Genomic DNA, 19,910 nt, shown 5'->3' on the forward strand with positions numbered 1-19,910 from the left:
GAATGATTAATCGCGAATTAATAAGAATCAAGGTAGTTCAGTTAACCTACGCATACTATCAAAACGGAAATAAGAACATGGATAATGCTGAAAAGGAGCTTCTCTTCAGCCTTTCTAAAGCATACGATTTATATAATTATCTTCTTCAGCTCATCCTTGCCGTAACCAAGGAAGAACAGAAACGGGCCGATATTGCCACACAACGTGCCGAGCGCGAAGGCACCGAGAAGCCCTCGCTCAGGTTCGCTTACAACAAGTTCGCTATGCAACTTGAGGAGAACAAGATGCTCAATACCTTTATTGAAAACCAGAAACTGTCTTGGGATAACGATATAGAATATGTGCGCAAGCTGTGCAACCAGATTGAGCAGAGCCAGACTTACCAAGATTATATGGCCAGTGAAGACGACTCCTACGAGGCCGACCGCGAGGTGTGGCGCAAGCTCTACAGGCAGCTCATACAGGAAAATGCAGAGCTGGATGACCTCCTGGAGGACAAGAGCCTGTACTGGAACGACGACAAGGAGGTTGTAGACACCTTCGTGCTGAAAACCATCAAGCGCTTCGATCCCAAAGAGAAGGGAGCACAAGAACTGTTGCCGGAATACCACGATGAGGAAGACCGCGACTTTGCCCAGAAGCTGTTCCGCGCCACGATACTCAATGCTGACACCTACCAGCGTTACATGAGCGAGACGAGTCGTAACTGGGACTTCTCCCGTTTGGCCTATATGGATGTGGTCATCATGCAGATTGCCATTGCCGAGATGCTCACTTTCCCCAACATCCCCATAAGTGTAACCATCAACGAGTACGTCGATTTGGCCAAGCTCTACAGCACCCCGCGCAGCGGCGGATACATTAACGGCATGCTCGATGCCATAGCCCGCTACCTGGTACAGCAGGGCGTGCTGCTCAAGCCGATGCCTGAGCCGCGTCCACGCCGCAAGTTCGTGCACCGGGAGCCGGGTGAGCAAGATGGCCAGGAGCCTTCTGAAGCCGCGCAGGAATCCGATGCCGAGCCGGCAGCCGGGCAGGAGTAACAGCCTCCGCGTAAACTGTCAATACAGAGAAATAACAAACAAAATAGCATAAAAGTAATATGAATTCAATGTTTTTAGCTGCCCAGACGCAGCAAGGTGGAGGCGGAATGGGCCTGCTCATTATGATGGTAGCCATCTTCGCCATCATGTATTTCTTCATGATTCGTCCGCAGCAGAAGCGGCAGAAGAAAATCCGCGAGTTCCAGAACGCCCTTGCCGAAGGTGCCCAGGTGGTAACCGGCGGCGGCATCTACGGCACCGTAAAACGTATAGACCTTACCAACAACAAGGTTGACGTGGAGATTGCGCGCGGCGTGGTCATCACTGTCGACAAGAACTACGTCTTTGCCGACGCAACATCACAGATACAGCAGTAACACAGCAGCAGTTCTGCAGCCTTGAGCCTGCCAGTCGCCAACGGCCGGCAGTTGCCGCTATGGCGGTATGGAAACCCCGGGGCAGAACCGCAATTGCATAAACCCAAAGTCAGTGGATACCGGATACAGAAAAATATACAGGTTCATCAGAGACTTCTTGTTCAGTGTTGTGAACAAGGAGTTTCTGATTTTTTTGTTCTTTTTTGCACTGAGTGGTGTCTTCTGGTTGCTGATGGCACTGAACGAAACCTACGAAAAGGAGCTGCGTGTTCCCGTGCGTCTGACCGGCGTTCCCAGGAATGCAGTCATCACGGGCGACCTCTCCGATACCGTTCGTGTAACCGTTCGCGACAAGGGCTTTGCGCTTATGGCTTACACCACGAGCCGCCGTCTCCATCCGCTGTCGTTCTCCTTTGCCTCATACGCAGTACAGAACACCGGGCGCGGCGTGATTCCCGTCTCCGATGTTCAGAAGCAGTTGTACCAGCAACTCTATGGCTCCTCGCGTATAACGGGCATCAAGCCCGACCGTTTGGACTTCTTCTTCAACTACGGACTCTCCAAACGGCTGCCCATACGCATGGCCGGCAAGGTGGTGCCTGCCCACAACTACTATCTCTCCCGGTTCCAGTTCTGGCCCGAGCATGTCACCGTTTATGCCGACAAGCATACCCTCGACAGCCTGAAGTACGTTACCACTACGCCGCTGGACATCGTCAACTTTGAAGATACCGTTACCCGCCAGGTAACGCTCAAGCCCATCCACGGCGTCAAGATAGTACCCTCTGCGGTCAAGCTCTCACTCTATCCAGACATCCTGACGGAAGAAAACGTCGAGGTGCCTGTGGTGGCCATCAACATGCCGGCAGGCAAGGTGCTGCGCACTTTCCCCTCTCGCGTCAAGGTGCACTTCACGGTTGGCGTTACCAAGTTTCGCAGCGTGAAGCCCGAACAGTTCATGGTGGTGGCCGATTACAATGAACTCTTGGCCCATCCATCCGACAAGTGCAACCTCTACTTGCGCCAGTCGCCGCCCACGGTGTCGCGTGCCAGGCTTGCCATTAATCGGGTAGATTACCTGATAGAGCAGCAGTAGCCCCATGGTAAAGGTCGCCATAACAGGCTGTATAGGCTCCGGCAAGAGCTATGTGTGCCGCTTGCTGGCCCGCCGTGGCATCAGCGTCTACGATTGCGACGCCGCTGCCAAGCGGCTCATGCGCACAGAGCAGAGCCTGCGCGAGGCCTTGCAGCAGCTCGTTGGGGCCGATGTGTATCGCGGCACCGAACTGCAGAAACCTGTGCTGGCGCGCTTCCTGCTGGCCGGCGAGGCCAACAAGCAGGCCGTTAACGATGTGGTGCACCCTGCGGTGGCCCGTGATTTCGAGCAGAGCGGCTGCAACTGGCTGGAGAGTGCCATCCTCTTTGATGCCCGGTTCTACCTCCGCACCCACTTCGACTACATTGTCTGCGTAACGGCTCCGCTCGAAGTACGCATCAGCCGGGTAATGGAGCGCGACGGCATCAGTCGTGCCAAGACCCTTGAGTGGATAAGCAGCCAGCTGCCGCAGGAGCAGGTGGCGGCCCGTTCCAACTACATCATCGTAAACGACGGCGTGCAGCGGCTCGAGCCGCAGATAGACGCGCTGCTCTCGGAGCTCCGCACCGCAGATGCCGCCCGATAAGACAAAAAAAGAAAAAGGTTATTAACTAAACAATAAAACAACATTCAGAATGGAAACAATCCTATCTATTGCAGGCAAACCGGGACTTTACCGACTGGTTTCCCGTGGCAAAATGAACTTGATAGTCGAAGTACTCGACGAGACTCACCGCCGCATGCCCGCTTTCGCAACCGACCGTGTAACGAGCCTGGCCGACGTCGCCATGTACACCGATGCCGACGACGTGCCCCTGTGGCAGGTGCTCAAGAGCGTGGGCGAAAAGGAACAGAGCAAGCCCACCTCGCTCAACTACCGCAAGTGCCCGGCCCGGGAACTGCGCGCATACTTTGCAGAGGTGCTGCCCAACTTTGACCAGGAGCGCGTGCACGACAGCGACATCAAGAAGCTGCTCCAGTGGTACGACATCCTCGTTAGCAACGGCTACACCGACTTTGAACAAGTGCTGGCCCCCACGGAGGGCGACAACGTTGCCGACAGGCAGGACTAATCCTGCAGCCGCACCTTGCCGATAATCTTCTTCTGCCGGCCTTCTCCGATGATGGGTGCATGCGCATCTTCGGGAAAGAAGATGGCAAACTCGCCCGGTTTTACCTCAAAGTAGGCCGAAGCCGGTGCCGCATACAGGGCGAAGTCCTTTTCTTCATCGAAGGGGGCTTCGCTCTTTTTCAGTGTCCGCAGTGCCCTCCAGCCCATCGTTTCGGGCCTGAGCAGGGGCATCTGTATGTCGATGTAGCGGCGGTGGCACTCCAGCAGCTGCTCTTCCTTAGGCTTTAGCAGCGGCTCGTCTATGTTGATAAACAGGTTGTCGGCGTCGAGCACTATCCTCCCCGCAGGCATTTCCATGAGGTTGTGGGCCTTCACATAGTCGAAGAAAGCCTTAAACCGCCTGTTCAGCGCCTCGTAGCGGGCGCAGTCATCGATGTTTCCTACTATCATGTTGATACGTTTATGTTGTTCGTTTACGGTGCCAAAGGTACGTAAAAAAATCGCAGAACGGAGCTGTGAACAGCTGAAAAATGCCATCATTCGATAGCAGGCTGCAACCCGCGGCTGCAAAGGGCCTGCGGAAGAGGTGCCATTCAACGACGCTGAAGGTATGCTTCAAGGGCCTTGAAGGGCTGCGTCAAGGGGCTTGTTTGTGTGCTTCGGCGCTCAAGGGGCTTGCCGGCAGCGTGTCCGCCGGTGGCGAACCGTTATTTTGGAATACTTAACACTTGGGGATGCAATATTCTGTCGGGGCGCGGTTTTCTATGAAATGAGTTTAATGCCGACGACATGAAAAAAGTTTTTAGCATCGTTTTGATGTCCCTGAGCCTGCTGACGGCCTTCACCGCCTGCAGCAACGATGACGACGACAACACCGTAGTTTGCATACTGCCCCCGCATGACGGGCAGCTGAAGTTTGAACTCGATGCCGACAGCATACCGCACTCTCCCCACATGAATGCCTACTCGCAGGAGGCTTTTGAGAAGAACTTCTGCGGCAAAGGGTGGGAGTGCCTGAGCGTAGCTGTTATAAACAACGACGGTTGGTCGTCCCGTCAGAACCTCGTGGGCAGCCTGTTGGGCTGGGGACCCACCCATTATTACATCGGTTCAGGCGGCCGGGCAACGGCCTTCTTCTACTCCGATGCCCACGGATACGTGAACAACGGCCTCTTTTACTGCGACACCTCGTGGACTTACGAGCCAGCTTCAAACACTCTGCGCATGGGCGACGGCACCGCGATGCAGATAGTTTACGTAACCACATCGGCCAATGACGGCTTCTGCTACGCCCTGTCACGCTGGGGCAAGCATGCTAACGGCACGCCCGTTTATGTGGTCTCGCTGTTCCGGATGATGACGGAGGGGCGGCTGGCCGAAATCCGCAAGCGGTACTCCGCTGACTGGCAGACGGTGGAGAAACAACCATAGAAAGCTCCGGTGCAGGCTCCCGCCGAAGGCGGTTGCGCATCTTTAGGAGACGGGATGAAGGCTATTCGCCGGAAAATGCGTATCTTTGCAGCACGCAACGCAAAGATTATGACTCGCAGCAAAACAGCTTTCCACCTCCTGGCCATCCTCGTCGTACTGATTTGGGGCGTTACCTTCGTTAATTCCAAGGTGCTGTTGCAGCACGGCATGGAGGCTCACGAAATCTTTACTGTCAGGTTCCTGCTGGCCTATGTGTGCATTTGGTTCCTGCCGCAGCGGCGCGTTCTCATGGCCGGCAGCTGGCGCGACGAGGCCCTCATGCTGCTGTTGGGCTTCACGGGCGGTTCGCTCTACTTCCTGTCGGAGAACGTAGCGGTCAAGATAAGCTATGTTAATAACGTGGCGTTCATCGTCTGCACGGCTCCTCTCATTACCACCGCACTGGCCATTTTGTTCCTGAAAGGCGTCAAGCCTACGCCCCGTCTCGTCGGCGGTTCGCTGCTGGCGCTGGCTGGAGTGGCGCTGGTGATATTCAACGGGCGGTTTATTCTCAGGCTGAACCCCGCCGGCGACCTGCTTGCTCTTACCGCCGCGGTGTGCTGGGCGGTGTACAGTATCGTCATCAAGTTCGTTTCCGGCCGCTACAGTGCCGTGTTCATTACGCGCAAGGTGTTCTTCTACGGCCTGCTCACGGTGCTGCCCGTGTTTGCCGCAGAGCCGTGGCGGTTTCCGCTCCGCGGCCTTCTGCAGCCGGCGGTGGGGCTCAATTTGCTGTTTCTCGGGGTGGTGGCCAGCTTCGCCTGCTTTGCTTTGTGGAGCCTGGCCATCAAGAAGGTTGGCGCCATCAGCGTGTCCAACTACGTGTATCTCAATCCGCTCACCACGGTGGTGGCCTCGGCGCTCTTTCTCAACGAGCCCATGACGTGGATGGCCTACGCAGGTTCAGCATTCATACTGGGCGGCGTTTACCTTGCCAACTCGCAGCCGGCAGAAGGGTAACGGCGCCGTTTTTAACCCTTGGCACCATTATTTGCCGGCCAAACAGATGGTGGTGTGGAGAAAAAGACGTAACTTTGCAGCCTTAAATAATTAGTTATCGAATGGATTTATTGCTTTTTTCGTTTGCGCCGCAGATGGTGTGGTTGCAACTTGTTTTGTTGGTTGTAGGCATCGCGATAGTGCTGTGGGGGGCCGACAAGCTCACCGACGGCGCCGTTGGACTGGCCGAGCGCATGGGCATCTCGCAGCTGGTCATCGGGCTCACCATCGTGGCCATGGGCACGTCGATGCCCGAGTTCTGCGTCAGCTTGATATCAGCACTCAAGGGAACTCCCGACCTCGCCGTGGGTAATGTTGTGGGTTCAAACATCTTCAACGCACTTCTTATTGTGGGATGTGCCGCACTCGTGGCCCCCATCACCATCCTTCACGTTACGGTAAAGAAGGATATACCGTTTGCCTTGGTAGCTTCGGTGGTGTTGCTGATTATGTGCATGGACGGCAACATCGGCCGTCTGGACGCTGCAATACTGGCAGTATTCTTCATCCTTTTCATGTACTTTACGCTCAAAGGAGCCAAGGGAGAGGCTTCGCCCGATGAAGAGAAAACGCCCATGAGCCCCCTGAAGGCTTCGGCTTTGGTGTTGGTGGGCCTGGTTTGCCTCATTCTGGGCAGCAGTGTGTTTGTAGACAATGCCTCGGCGCTGGCCCACACGCTCGGCGTGAGCGATGCCGTAATAGGTCTTACCATTGTTGCAGGGGGCACGTCGCTGCCCGAGCTGGCCACAAGTGTGGTGGCTGCACGCCGTGGCAACAGCGGTATCGCCATTGGCAACGTACTGGGCAGCAACGTGTTTAACATCCTCTTCATTCTCGGCCTCACAGGTCTTATCAGCCCCATGACCATCCAGGGCATCACTTCTCTTGACCTGAGCATGATGGTTGTGAGCATGATAATGCTGTGGTTGTTCTCCTTTACCAAGTACACCATTCAGCGATGGGAGGGCGCGGTGCTTACAGCAGTGTTCCTGGGGTATATAAGCTATCTGGTTTACAACGCCGTTTAGACCATTTGGATGCCCGGACGGGGCAGATAAAAAGTGAAGTCCTTTATCCGTGATAGGGTAAAGGACTTCTTTTGTTTGTCTGCTTTCGGTTCCTTGCAGGAATCAGTAACCGAATATCTCCTTGAGCTTCGCCGTCAGGTTCTCACCCCCTAAGTCGGCTGCAACAATCTTTCCGTTGGGGTCGAGGAGCACGTTCGAGGGTATGTAAGTTACGCCGTAAGCCTTTGCGGCGGCACTTTTCCAGCCCTTGAGGTCCGACAGCTGCGGCCACGCCATCCCCAGTTCTCTCACTGCCTTGTGCCAACTGTCGGCCTTGGTGTCGAGCGATACGCCCACCACCTGAAACCCTCTGGCCTTGTGGTAGCGCTTGTAGGCATTGACAACGTTGGGCATCTCCTGCCTGCAGGGGCCGCACCAGCTGGCCCAGAAGTCAACCAGCACGTAGTTGCCTCTGCCCGCCCAGCGGCTCAGTTTCATGGCCTTGCCGTTCATGTCGTGCAGGGTGAGGTCGGTGAACTTCAGCCCCGGGCGCCTTTTGGCCAGCGCGTTGAGCTGCTCCTTGGGCCGAGCCATGAGCGGATGGCTGTAGTACGCCGTGCCTGCATCGCAGAGTTGCTTCAGCTCGTTGTAGTCGAAATAATAGAAATTCTGGTTCAGCAGGTAGGCCGGCAGGGCGTTGTCAGCGTTGTTCTGGCAGAAAGTCTTGATGTCGTCGGCATTCTTCTTGTCGAGTGCAGCCATCTGTTTCTCCAGCGTTTTCTTCTTGGTCAGGTTCTCGATGGTTTCCTGTTGGCTTGCTTCTTTCCAGTCTTCGTAGAGTTCCTTCGACTTTTTCCCGTTCTTGGTCTGCTGTTTCTGGAAGTCGCCGAACTGCACATTCTTGGGCGATCCGGTAACGGTGCCGTTGTTCAGGTTCACCGTCAGGGGCGTGCGGTCGTTGAGAACGGTTACCACTTGACCCTTGTCGGTGGCCAGGGTGATGAACGCATTGAGGGGCAGGTTGCCCTTAATCTCGAACTTGTCGCCGTTTACGGCAACGCTGTCTCTTTGGCTTGAGTTGGCATTCACCCAGTAGTAGGCCATTGTGGAGCCTTTGGGTGCGGTGCCGGATATGACGTAGTCGACGCCCTGTGCATACATGCACGAGGCTGCCAGCACGATAGCTGTCAAAGTAAATAGTCTCTTCATTTTCGTAGTTGTTAATGTTATAAACTGTTGCAAAATTACGCTTTTTGGCCGAATACGGTGCACCGTGTCGATTATTTTAAGTATCTTTGCACCCGTTAAGTATATTTTTTGGATAATAGAGTGCTTGGTAAACCTCTTTAAAAACAAGGAAATGAACAGTAGAAAAGAAACGGTGAGCGTGTTGTTCATGATGTTCAGCATACTCTTTTGTGTTTGCCTGATAGCGGCAAACGTGCTTGAAACAAAGCAGATAGCAGTAGGTTCCATCAGTCTTACAGGCGGATTGATTGTCTTCCCGGTATCTTACATCATCAACGACTGTGTATGTGAGGTATGGGGATACCGCAAGGCACGGCTCCTGATATGGACAGGCTTCGCCATGAACTTCTTCTTCGTGATGCTTGGTGCCGTGTGCGACTGGATTCCGGGAGCATCTTACTGGCAGAACGATGCCGGCTTCCACGCCATTTTCGGCCTCGCTCCGCGTATTGCGGCGGCATCATTCGTGGCGTTCCTCTTCGGCAGTTTCGCCAATGCCTACGTGATGAGCCGCATGAAGATACACGATGGAGGGCGCCGGTTCTCCGCCCGCGCCATCCTGAGTACGGTGGCCGGAGAGAGCGTAGACTCTGCTATCTTCTTCCCGTTGGCACTGGGCGGCGTGGTTCCTGCCGACGAGTTGCCGCAGCTCATGCTGTGGCAGGTCATCCTGAAGACGGCCTACGAGGTGGTTGCCCTGCCCGTTACCATCCGCATAGTGGCTGCACTGAAAGCCCACGAGGGTGAGGATGCCTACGACGAAGGCATCAGCTACAATATCTTCAGGCTCAAGTTGAACGATTAACGAACCACAAGATATGTCTGAAACGAGAAAAGACGAGGGCCTCAAATCCCTCGGTGCAAAGACCCGGTACAGCATGGACTATGCGCCGGAAGTGTTGGAGACGTTCGCCAACAAGCACCCCGACAACGACTACTGGGTACAGTTCAACTGCCCGGAGTTCACCTCCCTGTGTCCCATTACGGGCCAGCCGGACTTTGCCGAGATACGAATAAGCTACGTGCCGGCCGAGAGAATGGTGGAAAGCAAGAGCCTGAAGCTCTACCTCTTCAGCTTCCGCAACCACGGAGACTTCCATGAAGACTGCGTGAACATCATCATGAAGGACCTCATCCACCTGATGGAACCCAAGTACATTGAGGTTACGGGCATCTTCACCCCGCGCGGCGGCATCAGTATTTACCCCTACGCCAACTACGGCCGCAAGGGAACAAGGTACGAACAGCTGGCCGAACACCGCTTCATGAACCACAACATGCAGTAGCGCAGGCCACGCTCCGCGGCTCTGCCCCGTAGGCATGGCCGGACGATAGCATACGAAAACACCGTCATACATGCAGCTATGAGAAGATTTTTTTTGTTGTTAGCCACCGTTGGCTTGCTGGCCTTGCCGTTGCAGGCACAGCAAGCGAGAAAGAAAGTTGCCGTTGTCCTCTCGGGCGGAGGGGCCAAGGGCATGGCCCACATCGGTGCACTGAAAGTGATAGAACGGGCCGGCATTCCCGTTGACATCGTGACCGGAACCTCCATGGGCAGCATTATCGGAGGCCTCTATTCCATCGGTTACAACGCCAACTTGCTCGATTCGCTGGTCAGGGAGCAAGACTGGACCTTCCTGCTCTCCGACAAGACCGACGTGAGCAAGCAGAGCCTGAACGACCGCCGGAAACAAAACACCTATCTGCTCTCCAAGGACATCACCATCCGTCGCCACGTTTCGCCCGGCGGGGGCGGCTTCATCGTGGGCAAGAACCTCTCCAATCTCTTTGCAAGACTTACCGTAGGCTACCGCGACTCGATGGACTTTAACCGCCTGCCCATACCCTTTGCATGCGTTGCCACGAACATAGTAGACAACACGGAGTACGACTTCCACAGCGGTGTACTGGCCGAGGCGATGCGCACCAGCATGTCGATACCGGGCGTGTTTGCCCCCGTGAGGAAGGGCGACATGATGCTGGTAGACGGCGGACTGCGCAACAACTACCCCGTAGACATTGCCCGCGCCATGGGCGCCGACGTGGTGATAGGCGTCACGGTGCAGGGTCCGCCCAAGACGGCCGACGACCTCAAGACGGCCGCAACGGTGCTGGGACAGATTGTAGACGTTAACTGTAAGAACAAGTACGAGGACAACATGCGCCAAACCGACGTGCTCATTCAGGCCAACACCACCGGATACTCGGCCGCCAGCTTTACCCGTGTGGCCATTGATACGCTGATACGCCGCGGCGAGGAGGAAGCCATGAAGCACTGGGACGAGCTGATGGCGCTCAAGAAAGAACTGGGCCTGCCTGCCGGCTACCGTCCCGCTGCCCTGCAGCCTGCCACGGCCAACGAGCTGCCGGCACGCATGCGGCTCAACCGCATCACCTTTACCGATGTTGACAAAGGCGACGAAGCCTTCCTGCGTTTTAAGTTCCGGCTGGCCAACAGAGACTCTGTAAGCGTGAAGGACATAGAGCACATCATCGCCTCCATGCGCGTTGACCTGTACTATGACGATGCTGATTACGACATCCGGAGCCGCGGCAGCAGCTACGATGTTGACATTACGGCCCGCGGAAAGAAAACAAGTCAGGTGAACCTGGGCGTGAGATTCGACACCGAAGAGATGGTGGCACTGCAAACCAACGCAGGTTTCCACATCAAGGCTGCCATCCCCATCAACGTTGAAGGTACGCTCCGGCTGGGCAAGCGCATCATGGGGCGAGCCGACTTCTCGCTTACGCCGGTGGCATTCAGCCGACTCACGCTGTCGTACATCTACCGCCACGACGACATTAACGTATATAACGGCGGCGACCGCGTTTACAACAACATCTACAACGAGCACAAGGTGCACCTCAACGTGGTAGACTTCAACATCCGGAACTTCAACTTCCACATAGGCGCACGCTTCGATTACTTCAACTTCAACGATGTTCTCATAGACCCGCATGTGCAGGATACCTTCGTGTCCGACCGCGACGTGCACTTCATCAGCTACCATGCCAACGTGGAATACAACAGTGAGGACAAGTGGAACTTTCCCACCCGGGGAGCCAACTTCCAAGCTGGCTTCGGCTATTATACCGACGATTTGGCCAACTACGGCAGCCATCTGGGCTTCAGCATCGTAAATGCAATGTGGCGGATGTCGTACGCACTCACCCGCCGAGCTACCCTGCAGCCCATGCTCTACGGGCGGTTGCTCTTCGGGGGCGGCATTCCCAACGTGAAGCGCAACGTCATTGGCGGCAACTGGTTCGACCACTACGTGGAGGGGCAGATGCCCTTTGCCGGCGTGGGGCACATCGAGCAGACGGAAGACCAGTTCGTGGCACTGCAGCTGAAACTGCAGGAACGCATTACCGACAACAACTACATCATAGCCAAAGTGGCTGCAGCACAGCATGCCGACAAGCTGCGCAACATCCTCGACCACGGCCCCATGATGGGCTACCAGATAGGTTACTACTACAACAGCATCTTCGGTCCGCTGGGCGCTACGCTCGGCTATTCGTCAAAGACCAAGGAGCCGTACTTCTATATCAACCTGGGCTTCGAGTTCTGAGGCTTTTGCCGGCGGCGCGCGGCAGCCTTTCCGGGGGTGGCGGTGCGCCGCTTTTCGGGTGCCGGAGGATATGAGCAGGAACTTTCGACACTTGTCGCACGATTGTTTGACAAGTGTCACACGACTGTGCGACAAGTGTCGAAAGTTCCCGAAGCACCTCTTTAAGACTTCCGTTGCACGTTTACGGCACCCCCGCAGCCGGTCTTCAGCTACCTGCATGGACGCAGAAAGGCGTGCAACTGCCAATGAGTTGCACGCCTTTCTGTATGTTTTCCGCTCGCTGCCGGCGCCGAGCGGGACTCGCCGGGCAGGTCTTGGAGCGGCGTTACTTGGTGGTTTCGGCCAGTGCCTTCTGCCTTAGCTGCTCGGCTATGCGGCGGGCCTTCACGTTTATATCCCTTACGTTGTCCTTGCGGTAGTAGCTGCGGCTCTCGCCGTCGGAGCTCAACACGAGCGAGTCGTTGCCCAGATAGTCAATGTCGCAGGTATCATTGCGGGGGTTCACGATGGTGTAGTTGCTGTTGTCTTTGTTCATCTTGATGTCGCCGCTGATGACAATGAGCTTGCCGTTCCATATCCGCCAGTTGGTGTAGAACAGCAGGCGGGGGTAGGTAACGGGGCTGGCGTCCTCCAGCGAGGTCTGTTCGCTCACGTAGCCTACGCTCTGCGCGTTCCATTGTCGTTTGAGCCAGAAGCCGTATTCGCGCGGTATGAAGTAGATGTTGCGTACGGAGTCGGTGATTTCTATGTTGGCAGAGTCGCGCAACTGCGGCATCACCACGTAGCACCAGATGCCCTGCAGCTCGTCCAGGTCAACCACCAGGCGGGCTACGCGCTTGTTATGCTGGTCTAAGACCACGCCAATCCAGTCGCCTACTTTCATCTTGCCGAGCACCTTTCCGTTGCGCTTGGCGGCTATGATGTTGTAGGTCACGGGGTCGCTTCCGTCTTGTGGCAGCAGCACAACCACAGAGTCAGTACAGCCCTCGCAGGCCAGTCCGTAGATTGTACTGTCGCCCTTGAGCGGCTGCTCTTCATCCTGTGCTTCGGTTTTTGAGCCCAGGTGAACGTCGTTCTTCTTGCCGCAGGCGGCAAAGAGGAGTGAGAACAGGGTGAAGGTGATGAGGAGATATGGTTTCATATACGCACTGTTTTGCCTGCAAAGATAGTTATAAATCATAAAAAAACAATTCAATAAGGTGTAAATTGATAATTTTTATCTAAATTTGCACCTTGATATAAGACCGCTGTCCGAGGGCGGTCGAAGCATTATATTACGCAATATGAATCAAGAAAATATGAAGAAGAGAATCCAATTCAGTCTCCTTTACCGAGACATGTGGCAGAGTTCGGGTAAGTTCCAGCCACGTAAGGACCAGTTGGAGCGCATAGCCCCGGTCATTATCGACATGGGTTGCTTTGCCCGTGTAGAGACTAACGGCGGCGCCTTTGAGCAGGTTAACCTGCTTGCAGGCGAGAACCCCAACGACGCGGTGCGTGCTTTCTGCAAGCCGTTCAACGAGGCCGGCATCAAGACCCACATGCTGGACCGCGGCCTGAACGCGCTCCGCATGTATCCTGTTCCTGACGATGTGCGCCGCATGATGTACCGGGTAAAGCACGCGCAGGGCGTGGATATTCCCCGCATCTTCGACGGGCTGAACGATATCCGCAACATTGCGCCCTCCATCAAGTGGGCCAAGGAGGCCGGCATGACGCCGCAGGGAGCACTCTGTATCACCACTTCGCCGGTACATACGCTGGAGTATTACTGCAAGTTAGCTGACGAGGAAGTAGCTGCCGGAGCCGAGGAAATCTGCCTGAAGGATATGGCCGGCATCGGCCAGCCTGCTTTCTTGGGCGAGCTAACCAGAATGATAAAGGAGAAACATCCCGACATCATCCTCGAATATCACGGCCATTCAGGCCCCGGCCTGTCGATGGCATCCATGCTCGAGGTGGCCAAGAACGGCATCGACATCATCGACACGGCCATCGAACCGCTGTCGTGGGGCAAGGTGCATCCCGACGTTATCTCCGTGCAGAGCATGCTGAAGCACGCCGGCTTCGATGTTCCCGACATCAACATGGACGCCTACATGAAGGCCCGCGCGCTCACTCAGGAGTTCATAGACGAGTGGTTGGGCTACTTCATCAACCCGCAGAACAAGATTATGAGTTCGCTGCTGCTTGGCTGCGGACTGCCCGGAGGCATGATGGGCTCCATGATGTCCGACCTGGGTGGCATCCGCAGCACCATCAACAACCTGCGTAAGAAGAAAGGAGAGCCCGAACTTTCCGTCGACGATATACTCATCAAGCTCTTCGACGAGGTGGCTTACGTTTGGCCACGGGTAGGTTATCCACCACTGGTAACGCCGTTCTCGCAGTACACCAAAAACATCGCGCTCATGAACTTGCTGACAATAGAGCAGGGCAAGGGCCGTTTCGTGATGATGGATGACTCCATGTGGGGCATGATTCTTGGCAAGTCGGGCCGCATACCCGGCGAGATTGCACCCGAACTGAAGGAGTTGGCCAAGCAGAAAGGCCTCGAGTTTACCGATGCCGACCCGCATACGCTGCTGCCCGACGCACTCGACGACTTCAAGAAAGAAATGGACGAGAACGGCTGGGAGTATGGAAAAGACGACGAAGAGCTCTTCGAACTGGCCATGCACCCGGAGCAGTACCGCAACTACAAGAGCGGACAGGCCAAGAAGAACTTCCTCTCCGACCTGCAGGCAGCTAAGGATGCCAAGCTCGGAAGCAAGCTCTCGCCCGAGCAGATGGCCGAGTTCAAGCACGCCAAGGCCGACGCCGTGGCCGCTCCCTTGCGCGGACAGCTGTTCTGGGAGTTCCAGGGCGACGGAGAAGCAGCTCCCGCTCAGGAGCCTTTCATCGGCAAGGAATACAAGGAGGGCGATGTGTTCTGCTACATCCAGGCTCCCTGGGGCGAGTTTGTCTCGGTACCTGCAGCCCTCGGAGGCAAGCTCGTTGAGGTTGCTGCCAAGCAGGGTTCAAAGGTGCGCAAGGGCGATGTGCTCGCTTACATAGAAAGAAACGAAGCCTGAGAACGTCTCCCCCAACGGGAGCGAACATAAAGAAGTCTTGCACAATGAACAAGATACGTGAGTCTAACCATCAGTCTTCTTTCATGGAAGGGATGGTTAGACTTATTATTGACAAATACTATCCGGAGGACAACGAGCTTCGACGCATCCTCCTTACCCATAGCCAATCTGTAACGCGTAGGGCGTTGCAGATTGTTTCTTTTCATCCGGAACTGAAGCTGGACAGGCAGTTCATTACCGAAGCTGCCATGCTGCATGACATCGGAATCGTGCGATGCAACGCCCCGTCCATCTGCTGTTACGGTACCGAACCCTACCTTTGCCACGGCCGGTTGGGAGCAGAAATGCTGCGGGCAGAGGGCTATGAGCGCCATGCCCGGGTGTGCGAGCGGCACACGGGGGCCGGACTTACGGCGGCGGAAATCATCAGCCAGAACCTGCCTTTGCCGCATCAGGACTTCCTGCCCGAAACTTTGGAGGAGCAGGTCATCTGCTACGCCGACAAATTTTACAGCAAAACACGCCTCGATAAAGAGAAAACAATAGCCTCGGCAGAACGCAGTCTGGCCAAGTTCGGTGCCGACGGACTACAGCGTTTCCGCCATTGGGAGACGTTGTTTGAATAATACGTTAAAATTGCTCAAACGCTCTTACATTCATCTTTATTTCTTTACCTTTGCAAATTACAATGAGACGGAGAACGATTATAGCAGTGTTTCTGTTTGCCTTCATGTTTGTGATGGCCAATGACAACATGCCCGTGTTCAGGAAAAAGAACAAGACAGTTGTCAGTAACGATACCATTGCCATAAACGATACCACCATCCGTGCGGCCGGCAACTTGCCCGATACCACGAAGATGGACTCCTTGCAGCTTGCCATATACCACCACAACAAAGTCATAGACGACTCTATCAGGTTGGATTCCATCAACAGGAAGAAGTCCAACGGCCTCGAGGCGCCCATCCACTACGTAGCTCAGGACTCCATGGTCTACGATGCCACGAGCAAGACAGCACACCTCTACGGCTCTGCCAAGGTTGACTACGAGAACATGAACCTGACCAGCGACAGGATTTACATGAGCCTTGACAGCAACCTGGTGCATGCAACGGGCACGCCGGACTCTACGGAGAAGGGCGGCGTAAGGAACAAACCGAAGTTCAAAATGGGCCAGGACGAGTACGAGAGCGACAAGATGTCGTTCAATTTCAAGACCAAGAAAGGCTTTATCAACAACGTCTATACGGCGCAGGAAGAAGGTTTCCTGACCAGCGAGCGTTCCAAACGCGACTCTTCCGGCGTCATCTACCTGCAGCACGGACGCTATACAACCTGCGATGAGGAGCATCCCGACTTCTATATTGCCCTATCCCGGGCCAAGGTGAGGCCAGGTAAGGATGTGGTGTTCGGCCCGGCCTACCTGGTTGTAGCCGATGTTCCGCTGCCGTTGGCCATTCCTTACGGCTTCTTCCCCTTTACTAAAAGCTACTCCAGCGGCTTCATCATGCCCTCGTACGGCGATGAGCAGGCCCGCGGCTTCTATCTCCGAGACGGCGGATACTACTTTGCCATGAGCGACAAGTGGGACCTCAAGCTGCTCGGCGAAATCTATACAAAGGGCTCGTGGGGCATCTCCGCCGCCTCCAACTACCACAAGCGTTACCGTTACAGCGGCTCTTTCCTCTTCAGTTTCCAGGACACCAGGACAGGCGACAAGGGCCTTCCGGACTACAGCCGGCAGAAGAGTTTCAAGGTGCAGTGGAGCCACCGGCAGGACACCAAGGCCAACCCGTTCAGCTCGTTGTCGGCAAGCGTGAACTTTGCCTCGTCCAGTTATGAGCGCAACAACCTCAATAGCATGTACAACCCGCAGACACTTACGCAGAGCACCCGCACCTCTTCCGTAAGCTGGAGCACTACTTTCTCGAGCATCGGCATGACGCTGAGCAGCACGGCCAACCTGAGTCAGAACATGCGCGACTCGTCTATCGCCATGACGTTGCCCGACCTCAACATCTCCATCAGCCGCTTCTATCCTTTCCGCCGCCGCACGATGGTGGGCAAGGAGCGCTGGTACGAGAAGATTTCCATGAGCTACACGGGTCACATACAGAACTCTATCAATACGAAGGAGGACAAACTCCTGCACTCAAACTTAGTGAAGGACTGGCGCAACGGATGGCAGCACAACATCCCCATCAGCGGCAACTTCACCCTCTTTAACTACATTAACGTGAGCCCCTCGTTCAATTTTACCGACCGCATGTACTCGCAGAAGGTGATGCGGTCATGGGACGCGGCCGCTCAACACGAAGTTGCAGACACCACCTACGGCTTCCACAACGTGTACGACTGGAACCTGAGCATGAGCGCCAGCACCAAGTTGTACGGCTTCTGGACGCCCAGCCGCAAGCTCTTCGGCGACAAGATACAGGCCATCCGGCATGTCATTACGCCGCAGGTATCGTTCAGTTACGCGCCCGACTTTGGCGCCTCGCGCTACGGCTACTATGACAGCTACCAGCGTACCAATGCCGACGGCACCGTTGAGCTGGTGCAATATTCGCCCTATCGCGACGCTCTGTACGGCGTGCCGGGCGTAGGCAAGTCGGAGAACATTTCGTGGAGCGTGTCCAACAACATCGAGATGAAGGTCAAGAGCGACAAAGACTCTACCGGGTTCCGTAAAATCAGCATCATTGACGAGCTGGGTGCACGCATGAGCTACAATGCAGCAGCCAAGGTGCGCCGCTGGAGCGACCTGCAGATGAGCATCCGCCTGAAGTGGTGGAAGAACTATACCTTCAACATGAATGCCGTGTTTGCCACCTACGCCTACGAACTCAACAAGGACGGCGTGCCCGTAGTAGGAACCCACACCGAGTGGGGCAAGGGCCGCTTCGGCCGCTTCCAGGGCATGTCACAGAACTTCTCGTTCACCTTGAACCCCGAAACACTGCGTAAATGGTTCGGCCACAGCGACGAAGAAGAGGACGAGCGGAAGAACAACGACGAAGAAGGAATAGACACGAACATAGAGAGCAACGTGGATGAGGACATGATAGAGGGACAGCGGGGAGCCAAGAAAAAGGACTCCGGCAAGACCGAAACCGACCACGACGGCTACATGAAGTTCTCCATGCCGTGGTCTCTGACCATTGGCTACGGCATCACCATGCGCGAAAATCAGGACGTCAAGAAGTTCAACTACAAGACCATGCGCTACCCCTACAAGTTCTCGCAGACGCTGAACGTGAGCGGAAACGTGCGCATCAGCGACGGGTGGAACATCAGCTTCTCATCGGGCTACGACTTCGAGAACCACTCCATGAGCATGACCACGGCCTCGCTGCAGCGCGACCTGCACTGTTTCAACATGAGCTGCCAGGTAGTTCTGGCCCCGTACACAAGCTACAACTTCACCTTCCGCTGCAATGCCAGCACCCTGACCGATGCACTGAAGTACGACAAGCGCAGCGGCTACAGCAACGCCGTGCAGTGGTACTAACCGCACGAGGTGGCATTCAACGCTGCCGAAGCTATGGTTCAACGGCGTTGAATGATGTGTTCGGCGGGCTTGTTTGTATGCTCCGCGAACTTTCGACAAGTGTCGCACGATTATTCGACACTTGTCGCACGATTGTTAGACAGGTGTCAAAAGTTCGCGGGTGATGGGTGTTGGGGTGATAGGTGATGGGTGTTAGGTGATGGGTGATGAACTGCGAGCTGCAAATTTACATGGAAGAGAGACAAGAAAACACAATAATAGCATGAAATACGATTTCGATACGGTCATCGACCGCAAAGGTTCGGGCGACCTGAAACACGATTTACTGAAAAAACTTTGGGGTAGGGAAGACCTTATTCCGCTGTGGGTAGCCGACATGGACTTTGCCGTCTGCCCCGCCATAGTCGATGCGCTGAAGCAGCGCATGCAGCATCCTGTCTTCGGTTATACGGGCAAATCGGCCGATTTCTGGCCTTCCGTGGTCGACTGGATACGCACTCACCACCAGTGGGAGGTACAGGCGGAGTGGCTGAAGTTTATCCCCGGCATTGTCAAAGGCATAGGCATGGTGACCAATGTGTTTACCGAGCCGGGCCAGAAGATTATCTGCCAGCCTCCCGTTTACCATCCCTTCCGCATCACGCCGCAGCGTAACGGCCGCCGGGTGGTGTGGAATCCGCTCGTGCGAAGGGGCGACGGATACTACGACATGGACTTTGACAACCTGGCGGAGGTGTGCGACGAGGATTGCAAAGTGCTTATCCTGTGCAATCCCCACAACCCTGCAGGCCTCTGTTGGAGCCGTGAGACGCTCGTAAGACTGGCCGACTTCTGCTACGAACACCATCTGCTCGTGGTCTCGGACGAGATACATTGCGACATGGCTCTCTTCGGTCGCAGGCACGTACCCTTTGCATCGGTGTCGGAGAAGGCACGCAACAACAGCATCACCTTTCAGGCTCCAACCAAGACTTTCAACATAGCAGGCATCGTGAGCAGCTATTGTATCGTGCCGGATGCCTCCATCCGCGAGCGGTTCTTTAGCTGGATAGAGGCCAATGAGTTCGATGAAGCCCCTCTCTTCTCATCGGTTGCCACCGTGACTGCCTACAGGCACGGCGAAGAATGGCGCAGGCAGATGCTGGAATACGTAGAGGGCAACGTGCTGCTGGTAGAGGATTTCTGCCGTGAGCACATGCCGCAAATCAGGCCTTTGCGGCCGCAGGCCTCGTTCCTGGTGTGGCTCGACTGCACGGCCCTGCACCTGCAGCACGACCAACTGACGGATCTTTTTGTCAATAAAGCTCACTTGGCGCTCAATGACGGCGAGATGTTCGGCCCTGGGGGCGAAGGTTTCATGCGCATGAACGTGGGCGAGCCGCGCGCTGTTATACGCCAAGCGCTCGCCCAGCTGGCTGCAGCTATAGGCTGATGG

18 protein-coding genes are annotated in these 19,910 nt (G+C 55.5%); 15 read left to right on the forward strand and 3 right to left on the reverse strand.

The window, feature by feature from the left end; translation table 11 throughout:
- The first annotated feature begins 2 nt into the window (after positions 1–2).
- The 5 genes from nusB (at position 3) to BMW31_RS03810 (ending at position 3,589) form a co-directional block, all read left to right on the forward strand.
- Complete coding sequence (gene nusB / locus BMW31_RS03790) at positions 3–1,043, forward strand: transcription antitermination factor NusB (protein WP_091821243.1); 1,041 nt, start codon at positions 3–5, stop codon at positions 1,041–1,043.
- Between the two features lie 59 nt (positions 1,044–1,102).
- Complete coding sequence (gene yajC, locus BMW31_RS03795) at positions 1,103–1,420, forward strand: preprotein translocase subunit YajC (protein WP_091821246.1); 318 nt, start codon at positions 1,103–1,105, stop codon at positions 1,418–1,420.
- A gap of 232 nt (positions 1,421–1,652) precedes the next feature.
- On the forward strand, positions 1,653–2,516 hold the full coding sequence (locus BMW31_RS03800; protein ID WP_255404807.1) for a CdaR family protein: 864 nt from the start codon (positions 1,653–1,655) through the stop codon (positions 2,514–2,516).
- 4 nt (positions 2,517–2,520) lie between these two features.
- On the forward strand, positions 2,521–3,102 hold the full coding sequence (gene coaE / locus BMW31_RS03805) for a dephospho-CoA kinase (RefSeq protein ID WP_091821251.1): 582 nt from the start codon (positions 2,521–2,523) through the stop codon (positions 3,100–3,102).
- Between the two features lie 49 nt (positions 3,103–3,151).
- A complete protein-coding gene (locus tag BMW31_RS03810; RefSeq protein WP_091821255.1) occupies positions 3,152–3,589 on the forward strand; it encodes a DUF5606 family protein in 438 nt (145 codons plus the stop codon).
- Here the strand turns inward: BMW31_RS03810 and BMW31_RS03815 are convergent.
- Positions 3,586–4,038, reverse strand: a complete 453-nt coding sequence (locus BMW31_RS03815) for a NanQ anomerase/TabA/YiaL family protein (protein ID WP_091821435.1) — start codon at positions 4,036–4,038, stop codon at positions 3,586–3,588. The two genes, BMW31_RS03810 and BMW31_RS03815, sit on opposite strands and share 4 nt — an antisense overlap.
- Positions 4,039–4,377: 339 nt before the next feature.
- Here BMW31_RS03815 and BMW31_RS03820 point away from each other — a divergent pair, with 339 nt between their 5' ends.
- The 3 genes from BMW31_RS03820 (at position 4,378) to BMW31_RS03830 (ending at position 7,085) form a co-directional block, all read left to right on the forward strand.
- Positions 4,378–5,019 (forward strand): hypothetical protein, encoded by a 642-nt coding sequence (locus tag BMW31_RS03820; protein ID WP_143049142.1) that lies wholly within the window; start codon positions 4,378–4,380, stop codon positions 5,017–5,019.
- A gap of 108 nt (positions 5,020–5,127) precedes the next feature.
- Positions 5,128–6,018 carry a DMT family transporter gene (locus tag BMW31_RS03825; RefSeq protein WP_091821261.1) on the forward strand — a complete coding sequence of 297 codons (891 nt, stop codon included), beginning with the start codon at positions 5,128–5,130 and terminating at the stop codon, positions 6,016–6,018.
- 101 nt (positions 6,019–6,119) lie between these two features.
- On the forward strand, positions 6,120–7,085 hold the full coding sequence (locus tag BMW31_RS03830; RefSeq protein WP_255404808.1) for a calcium/sodium antiporter: 966 nt from the start codon (positions 6,120–6,122) through the stop codon (positions 7,083–7,085).
- A 102-nt stretch (positions 7,086–7,187) separates the two neighbouring features.
- Here the strand turns inward: BMW31_RS03830 and BMW31_RS03835 are convergent, their stop codons facing one another.
- Positions 7,188–8,273, reverse strand: coding sequence for a TlpA disulfide reductase family protein (locus tag BMW31_RS03835; protein ID WP_091821265.1), 1,086 nt, complete (start codon positions 8,271–8,273; stop codon positions 7,188–7,190).
- A 151-nt stretch (positions 8,274–8,424) separates the two neighbouring features.
- On the opposite strand from BMW31_RS03835, the gene BMW31_RS03840 reads away from it, so the two are divergent.
- The 3 genes from BMW31_RS03840 (at position 8,425) to BMW31_RS03850 (ending at position 11,890) form a co-directional block, all read left to right on the forward strand.
- A complete protein-coding gene (locus BMW31_RS03840) occupies positions 8,425–9,117 on the forward strand; it encodes a queuosine precursor transporter (protein WP_091821441.1) in 693 nt (230 codons plus the stop codon).
- A gap of 13 nt (positions 9,118–9,130) precedes the next feature.
- Positions 9,131–9,598: a preQ(1) synthase gene (gene queF / locus BMW31_RS03845; RefSeq protein ID WP_091821268.1), complete on the forward strand. Its 468-nt coding sequence runs from the start codon at positions 9,131–9,133 to the stop codon at positions 9,596–9,598.
- A 78-nt stretch (positions 9,599–9,676) separates the two neighbouring features.
- On the forward strand, positions 9,677–11,890 hold the full coding sequence (locus BMW31_RS03850) for a patatin-like phospholipase family protein (RefSeq protein ID WP_091821271.1): 2,214 nt from the start codon (positions 9,677–9,679) through the stop codon (positions 11,888–11,890).
- A 325-nt stretch (positions 11,891–12,215) separates the two neighbouring features.
- Here BMW31_RS03850 and BMW31_RS03855 read toward each other — a convergent pair whose 3' ends face one another.
- Positions 12,216–13,031 (reverse strand): lipocalin-like domain-containing protein, encoded by an 816-nt coding sequence (locus tag BMW31_RS03855; protein ID WP_091821274.1) that lies wholly within the window; start codon positions 13,029–13,031, stop codon positions 12,216–12,218.
- 157 nt (positions 13,032–13,188) lie between these two features.
- On the opposite strand from BMW31_RS03855, the gene BMW31_RS03860 reads away from it, so the two are divergent.
- The 4 genes from BMW31_RS03860 to BMW31_RS03875 all read left to right on the forward strand — a co-directional run bounded on the left by BMW31_RS03860 (position 13,189) and on the right by BMW31_RS03875 (position 19,907).
- On the forward strand, positions 13,189–14,964 hold the full coding sequence (locus BMW31_RS03860) for a biotin/lipoyl-binding protein (protein WP_091821277.1): 1,776 nt from the start codon (positions 13,189–13,191) through the stop codon (positions 14,962–14,964).
- 44 nt (positions 14,965–15,008) lie between these two features.
- On the forward strand, positions 15,009–15,590 hold the full coding sequence (locus BMW31_RS03865) for an HDIG domain-containing metalloprotein (RefSeq protein WP_410524422.1): 582 nt from the start codon (positions 15,009–15,011) through the stop codon (positions 15,588–15,590).
- Positions 15,591–15,652: 62 nt separating this feature from the next.
- On the forward strand, positions 15,653–18,475 hold the full coding sequence (locus BMW31_RS03870) for a putative LPS assembly protein LptD (RefSeq protein ID WP_091821280.1): 2,823 nt from the start codon (positions 15,653–15,655) through the stop codon (positions 18,473–18,475).
- Between the two features lie 262 nt (positions 18,476–18,737).
- The gene (locus BMW31_RS03875; RefSeq protein ID WP_091821283.1) at positions 18,738–19,907 is read left to right on the forward strand and encodes a MalY/PatB family protein; all 1,170 of its coding nucleotides are present in this window, start codon (positions 18,738–18,740) and stop codon (positions 19,905–19,907) included.
- Positions 19,908–19,910: the final 3 nt, after the last annotated feature.

Origin of the sequence: Prevotella sp. kh1p2 (genome assembly GCF_900111525.1) — a bacterium.
GTDB lineage: Bacteria > Bacteroidota > Bacteroidia > Bacteroidales > Bacteroidaceae > Prevotella.

Bases quoted from the DNA above. Each gene is read 5' to 3' on its own strand.
- nusB (WP_091821243.1), top strand. From the start codon at position 3: ATGATTAATCGCGAATTAATAAGAATCAAGGTAGTTCAGTTAACCTAC.
- BMW31_RS03800 (WP_255404807.1), top strand. From the start codon at position 1,653: ATGGCACTGAACGAAACCTACGAAAAGGAGCTGCGTGTTCCCGTGCGT.
- BMW31_RS03835 (WP_091821265.1), bottom strand. From the start codon at position 8,273: ATGAAGAGACTATTTACTTTGACAGCTATCGTGCTGGCAGCCTCGTGC.
- queF (WP_091821268.1), top strand. From the start codon at position 9,131: ATGTCTGAAACGAGAAAAGACGAGGGCCTCAAATCCCTCGGTGCAAAG.
- BMW31_RS03815 (WP_091821435.1), bottom strand. From the start codon at position 4,038: ATGATAGTAGGAAACATCGATGACTGCGCCCGCTACGAGGCGCTGAAC.
- BMW31_RS03870 (WP_091821280.1), top strand. From the start codon at position 15,653: ATGAGACGGAGAACGATTATAGCAGTGTTTCTGTTTGCCTTCATGTTT.
- BMW31_RS03875 (WP_091821283.1), top strand. From the start codon at position 18,738: ATGAAATACGATTTCGATACGGTCATCGACCGCAAAGGTTCGGGCGAC.
- BMW31_RS03830 (WP_255404808.1), top strand. From the start codon at position 6,120: ATGGATTTATTGCTTTTTTCGTTTGCGCCGCAGATGGTGTGGTTGCAA.
- yajC (WP_091821246.1), top strand. From the start codon at position 1,103: ATGAATTCAATGTTTTTAGCTGCCCAGACGCAGCAAGGTGGAGGCGGA.
- BMW31_RS03820 (WP_143049142.1), top strand. From the start codon at position 4,378: ATGAAAAAAGTTTTTAGCATCGTTTTGATGTCCCTGAGCCTGCTGACG.
- coaE (WP_091821251.1), top strand. From the start codon at position 2,521: ATGGTAAAGGTCGCCATAACAGGCTGTATAGGCTCCGGCAAGAGCTAT.
- BMW31_RS03825 (WP_091821261.1), top strand. From the start codon at position 5,128: ATGACTCGCAGCAAAACAGCTTTCCACCTCCTGGCCATCCTCGTCGTA.
- BMW31_RS03860 (WP_091821277.1), top strand. From the start codon at position 13,189: ATGAAGAAGAGAATCCAATTCAGTCTCCTTTACCGAGACATGTGGCAG.
- BMW31_RS03855 (WP_091821274.1), bottom strand. From the start codon at position 13,031: ATGAAACCATATCTCCTCATCACCTTCACCCTGTTCTCACTCCTCTTT.
- BMW31_RS03810 (WP_091821255.1), top strand. From the start codon at position 3,152: ATGGAAACAATCCTATCTATTGCAGGCAAACCGGGACTTTACCGACTG.
- BMW31_RS03840 (WP_091821441.1), top strand. From the start codon at position 8,425: ATGAACAGTAGAAAAGAAACGGTGAGCGTGTTGTTCATGATGTTCAGC.
- BMW31_RS03865 (WP_410524422.1), top strand. From the start codon at position 15,009: ATGAACAAGATACGTGAGTCTAACCATCAGTCTTCTTTCATGGAAGGG.
- BMW31_RS03850 (WP_091821271.1), top strand. From the start codon at position 9,677: ATGAGAAGATTTTTTTTGTTGTTAGCCACCGTTGGCTTGCTGGCCTTG.